5 protein-coding genes are annotated in these 5,679 nt (G+C 70.0%); all 5 read left to right on the top strand.

The window, feature by feature from the left end:
• Positions 1–801 precede the first annotated feature (801 nt).
• Positions 802–1,272, top strand: a complete 471-nt coding sequence (locus tag ASG00_RS05145) for a DUF6153 family protein (protein ID WP_056207386.1) — start codon at positions 802–804, stop codon at positions 1,270–1,272.
• 100 nt (positions 1,273–1,372) lie between these two features.
• Positions 1,373–1,987 (top strand): DUF305 domain-containing protein, encoded by a 615-nt coding sequence (locus tag ASG00_RS05140; RefSeq protein WP_056207384.1) that lies wholly within the window; start codon positions 1,373–1,375, stop codon positions 1,985–1,987.
• A gap of 117 nt (positions 1,988–2,104) precedes the next feature.
• Positions 2,105–2,965 carry a F510_1955 family glycosylhydrolase gene (locus tag ASG00_RS05135; protein WP_056207382.1) on the top strand — a complete coding sequence of 287 codons (861 nt, stop codon included), beginning with the start codon at positions 2,105–2,107 and terminating at the stop codon, positions 2,963–2,965.
• Between the two features lie 58 nt (positions 2,966–3,023).
• Positions 3,024–5,477 carry a phosphoketolase family protein gene (locus tag ASG00_RS05130; protein WP_056207380.1) on the top strand — a complete coding sequence of 818 codons (2,454 nt, stop codon included), beginning with the start codon at positions 3,024–3,026 and terminating at the stop codon, positions 5,475–5,477.
• Positions 5,474–5,679, top strand: a 206-nt coding sequence (locus tag ASG00_RS14375) for a cation transporter (protein WP_156456198.1), incomplete at its 3' end; no start/stop codon positions are given. The genes ASG00_RS05130 and ASG00_RS14375, both read left to right, overlap by 4 nt.

Here is a 5,679-nt window from a genome sequence, read left to right as displayed (position 1 = left end):
GGAGGGGGCGGGTTCGGGCATACAAGACTTTCCTGGATGAGGGGGACGATGAAGGTGCGCACGGTCGCCGTCACACGGTCCAACCGGGAGCCGCGGCCCGGAGTGCACGGCGAGAATCCGGGATCGGATCACCCATGGCGCTGCCGCAGACGGGTCGCGCTCGCCTGCGGGCCGCACATCGTGGACCGTCGGCGACATCACGCGCCGGCGGCGGCTCAGGCGGCGGGCGCGGGCGGGGTGCTGATCAGGTGCGGCTGATCGACAGCACGATCAGGGAGGGCCGCAGAAGAGGCGACCCGGACGTGAACGAGCTCGACCTGCCGGGGAGGGATCGCAGCCACGCCAGCAGCGACATCCACCCGTCCCGGGCCGGGAGCACCAGGATGAGCAGGGTCAGCAACGCGAGCAGACACGTCACGGCAGCGAAAGCATGAGACGTCCCGCAGACCGTCTCATCGCACGAGGGCGTCACCACCCCGCTGACCAGGACATCAGCGGCGGCATCGGGGGCCGCAACGACTGCGGAGGCGGACACGACAGTGCCCGCCTGGTCCTCTTCCAGACTCAGCGAATGCATCGCAAGCAGCCCCGCGATGATCGCGGTCACCGCGGCCAGGTAGAACCACAGGGCACGCCGGGACCCGAGTGCCCGCCGTCGCGCCACCACCTGGTTCACCGTCGACGCCCCTTCCTCGATCACGCNATATGCTGAGTGGTAGGGGGCACCCGCTCCCGTGCGTGGTGTTCTGACCGTGTCGCGGAGGCAAGGCACCGCTACCCTGGACGGGAAGGAGGTCGGTCGTGAACGTGATTCGCTCGCACGCGCGTCTGACCCCCGGGGTGCGACGGCTCCTGCTGGCCGGTCCGATCGCCCTGGCGATCATCACCGGGCTGCTGTCCATGCACGTCCTGACCGGTTCCCACCAGCCCGCCCTGGCATCAGAGACCAGCGCGATGAGCACGCACAGCCAGGTCGGCTCCGCACCAGCCGCCGCCGACGATACGCCGATGACCGCAGCTGCGGTGGAGGGCGCTGGAGGGCATTGCCAGGACGGGTGCGGCAGCCCTGCGGGGATGCCGGATCACTCGATGCTGATGATGGTGTGCGTGCTGGCGCTGCTGGCCGCGGTGATCGTCCTGCTCGCCCCGACGTCCCGTGCCCTTCTCACATACGCCGTAGCCCGCTCGCGCTCCCATACCCGGACTCTGCTGGTCGGATTGCCGCATCCCCGCCCGCCTTCACTGCTTGTCCTGTCCATCAGTCGCACCTGATTCCGCCTGAACCCCGGCGACCCTTGCCGGGGATGCTGCACCCTGCCCTCCCGGGCACTGAATCAGACCCTCACCGACTGAATAGACAAGGACACCCCTGATGCGTTTTCGTACTCTCACGCTGACCGCCGGCGCCCTGGCCACCGTGCTCGTGCTCGCCGGCTGCGCCCCCACCGACGGCACCATGCCCGGCATGGACCACGGACCCGGGGGGATGACCAGCACCGCCCCCTCCCAGTCCGCCGCCGCGTTCAACGCCGCGGACGAGATGTTCGTGACCATGATGATCCCGCACCACCAGCAGGCCATCGAGATGGCCGATCAGATCCTCGCGAAAGACGGCATCGACGAGCGAGTCGTCTCCCTCGCCGAGCAGATCAAGGCCGCACAGGACCCGGAGATCCAGACCATGAAGGGCTGGCTGGAGGAGTGGGGCGTCCCGTACGACGACTCCATGTCCGGGATGGACGGCATGGACATGGGCGGCGGGATGATGTCGGAGGACGACATGGCCGCTCTGGATGCCGCGACCGGGGTCGAGGCGACCCGCCTGTTCCTGAACGGCATGATCGCTCACCACCAGGGCGCCGTGACGATGGCGCAGTCGGTGCTCACCGACGGACAGAACCCGGACGTGGCCGCCCTCGCGCAGCAGATCATCGACGGGCAGACCGCCGAGATCACCACGATGCAGGACATCCTCGCCAGCCTCTGACCCGGTACCCCTCGGACGGGACCCGCGCTCCCGATGCCGGTCCCGTCCGAGGCCCCACCCTCGACCCCTGTGCGGTCACCGGTATCCGGCGTACCCGCACGGAAAGGACCTCCGTTCATGATCTCTCCCACCACCCGCAGACTGGCGATCACGGCCACCGTCACCGTCGCGCTGCTGCTCACGGGCTGCAGCACCACCCCTGCGGAGCCCGATGCCCCCGCGGGCACCGCGGCCGGGTTCGGGCATGTGCACGGCATCGTCGACGCCGGTGACAGCACCGTGCTGCTGGGCACCCACACCGGCCTGTACACGCTGGGCGAGGACGGCACCGTCACCGGCCCGGTCGGTGGCATCGACCTGGACGCGATGGGACTGACCGCTACCGGTGACACCCTCTACGCGTCCGGGCACCCCGGCCCGTCCACCCCGGCGGAGCTCGGCGCCCCCAACCTCGGCATCATCCGCAGCCTCGACGCCGGCGCCTCGTGGGAACCGGTCGCGTTCACCGGGGAAGAGGACTTCCACGTCCTCACCGTCACCGGCGACGGCACCCTGTACGGGATCGGATCCTCCCGGCTGCTGCTGCGCACCAGCAGCGACGGCGGGCAGAGTTGGGCGGACGGTGCCGAGCTGCCCGCCGTCGACCTGGCCGCCGCGACCGACGGCACCCTGTACGCCGCCACCCAGGACGGGCTGCAGCACAGCACCGACGGTGGCGCCACCTTCACCCCGGCGCCGGACGCGCCAGTGCTGTACCTGGTGGAGACCGACCCAACCGGTGGGGTGGTCGGAGTGGACACCGACGGGACGTTGCGACGCCTAGTCGGCACCGGCTGGGAGAACGTCGGCACCACCACGGGAACCGTCCAAGCCCTCGGGGTCACCGGGGACGGTGCGATCGTCCTGGTCGATGACCGCGGCGTGGTCTGGATCCGCGACAACACCGCCACCGTTCTCATCCCGGCGGCAACACCATGACCACCGTCATTCGCACCTGGCGCGACCCGAGCGGTCGCGGATCGGAAGGAGACCGACCATGACCCCCACACCGGCACCCCCCGCGTGGGCGCACCGCACCACTGATGCCACCGCCGAGCAGTTGGCGGCGGTGGATGCGTGGTGGCGGGCGGCGAACTATCTGAGCATCGGGCAGATCTACCTGCAGGGTAACCCGCTGCTGCGCCACCGCCTCAGCCGGGACGACATCAAGCCGCGGCTGCTGGGGCATTGGGGCACCACCCCGGGCCTGAACTTCCTCTACGCCCACCTGAACCGCGCCATCCGCGACCGCGACCTGAACACCCTGTACGTGACCGGGCCCGGGCACGGCGGACCCGGCATGGTCGCCAACGCCTACCTCGACGGCACCTACACCGAACGCTACCCGGGCATCGACCGCACCGAAGAGGGGCTGCGGGCGCTGTTCCGGCAGTTCTCCTTCCCGGGCGGGATCCCCTCGCACGCGTCCCCGGAAACGCCCGGGTCGATCAACGAGGGCGGGGAGCTGGGCTACTCCCTCGTGCACGCCTACGGGGCCGCGTTCGACAACCCCGACCTGCTGGTCGCCTGCGTGATCGGTGACGGGGAGGCGGAGACCGGGCCGCTGGCGACCGCGTGGCACGGCAACAAGTTCCTCAACCCCGCCCATGACGGGGTGGTGCTGCCGATCCTGCATCTGAACGGGTACAAGATCGCCAACCCGACCGTGCTGTCCCGCATCCCCGAGGAAGAGCTGGTCGCGCTGCTGAGCGGCTACGGCCATCACCCCCACGTCGTCACGGTCGGCTTCGATGGCGAGACCCCGCAGGAGTCCCACGCGACGTTCGCGGCGGTCCTGGATGCGGTGCTGGATGAGATCGCGGACATCAAGGCCGCCGCGGCGGCCGGGACGCTGGAGGGGCGGCCGGCGTGGCCGGCGATCGTGCTGCGCAGCCCGAAGGGGTGGACCTGCCCGAAGATCATCGACGGTCTGCCGGTGGAGGGCACCTGGCGGGCACACCAGGTGCCGCTCGCCGAGGTCCGCGACAATCCCGAGCACCTGCGGATCCTCGAGGACTGGCTGGCGTCCTACCGCCCGCACGAGCTGTTCGACGTGACCGGCGCCCCCCGCCCGGCCACGGTCGCGATCGCCCCGGACGGGGATCGGCGGATGAGCGCGAACCCGGCCGGCAACGGCGGACAACTCACCGTCCCGCTGCGGCTCCCGGACTTCCACAAGCACGCGCAGCCGGTCGACCCGGCCGAGCGGGGTGCGGGAACCGGGGAAGCGACCCGCGTGCTGGGCGAGTGGCTGGCGGGGGTGATCCGGGACAACCCGGACAACTTCCGCATCTTCGGCCCGGACGAGACCGCCTCCAACCGGCTCGCCCCACCCGTCTACCAGGCCACCGGCAAGCAGTGGAACGCGGCCGTGGAGCCCGTCGACGAGCACCTGGCCCCGACTGGGCGGGTGATGGAGGTGCTCAGCGAGCACCAGTGCCAGGGCTGGCTCGAGGGCTACGTCCTTACCGGCCGGCATGGGCTGTTCAACTGCTACGAGGCGTTCACCCACATCGTCGACTCGATGTTCAACCAGCACGCCAAATGGCTCGAAGCGGCCCGGGAGGTGTCGTGGCGGGACCCGATCCCGAGCTTCAACTACCTGCTCTCCAGCCACGTCTGGCGGCAGGACCACAACGGGTTCTCTCACCAGGACCCCGGGTTCATCGACCTCGCCCTGAACAAGAGCCCCGACATCGTCCGCGTCTACCTGCCGTTCGACGCGAACACGCTGCTGTCCACCTACGACCACTGCCTGCGCTCGGCCGGGTACATCAACGTCGTCGTCGCCGGGAAGCAGCCCGCCCCGCAGTGGCTGACGATGGACGAGGCGATCGAGCACTGCACCCGCGGGCTCGGGATCCTGCCGTGGGCGGGCACCGAAACCGAAGGCACCGAGCCGGATGTGGTGCTCGCCGCCGCCGGCGACGTCCCCACCCTCGAGACCCTCGCCGCGGCGGCGCTGCTGCGCGAGCACATCCCCGACCTGAGAGTGCGGGTGGTGAACGTGGTCGACCTGACCCGGCTGCAATCCGAGGACCAGCACCCGCACGGTCTCCCGGACCGGGAGTTCGATGCGATCTTCACTCCCGACAAGCCGGTGATCTTCGCCTACCACGGCTACCCGTGGCTGATCCACCGACTCACCTACAAGCGCGCCGGGCACCAGAACCTGCACGTGCACGGCTTCCAGGAGCGCGGCACCACCACGACCCCGTTCGACATGGTCATGCTCAACGACCTCGACCGGTACCGGCTCGCGATCGACGTCCTCGACCACGTCCCGGGCCTCGCCGCCCGCCACGCCGGCCTGCGGCAGGAGCTGCAGGACGCCCGCCTGCACGCCCGCGCCCACACCCGCGAGCACGGCACCGACATCCCCGCCGTCGCCGACTGGCAATGGCCCCACCCCGACACCACCGACCCCACCCTCGGGAAGGAACCGAAATGAGCGACACCAGAACCGTGACCCTGCAGGTCAGCGGCATGATCCGCGCGACCTCCAAGAACGTCACCGAAGCCCACCTGAGCCGACAACCCGGAGTGATCGCCGTGGACGCGAACCCGGTCTCACAGACCGCGACCGTCACCTACGACCCCGAGACCACCTCGGTCGCCCACCTCCAGCAATGGGTCATCGACTGCGGGTATCA

This window comes from Microbacterium sp. Leaf351, from assembly GCF_001423825.1.
Lineage (GTDB): Bacteria > Actinomycetota > Actinomycetes > Actinomycetales > Microbacteriaceae > Microbacterium > Microbacterium ginsengisoli.
Note: the sequence above shows the minus strand (reverse complement) of the source record. Positions and strands in the feature narration are given on the sequence as shown.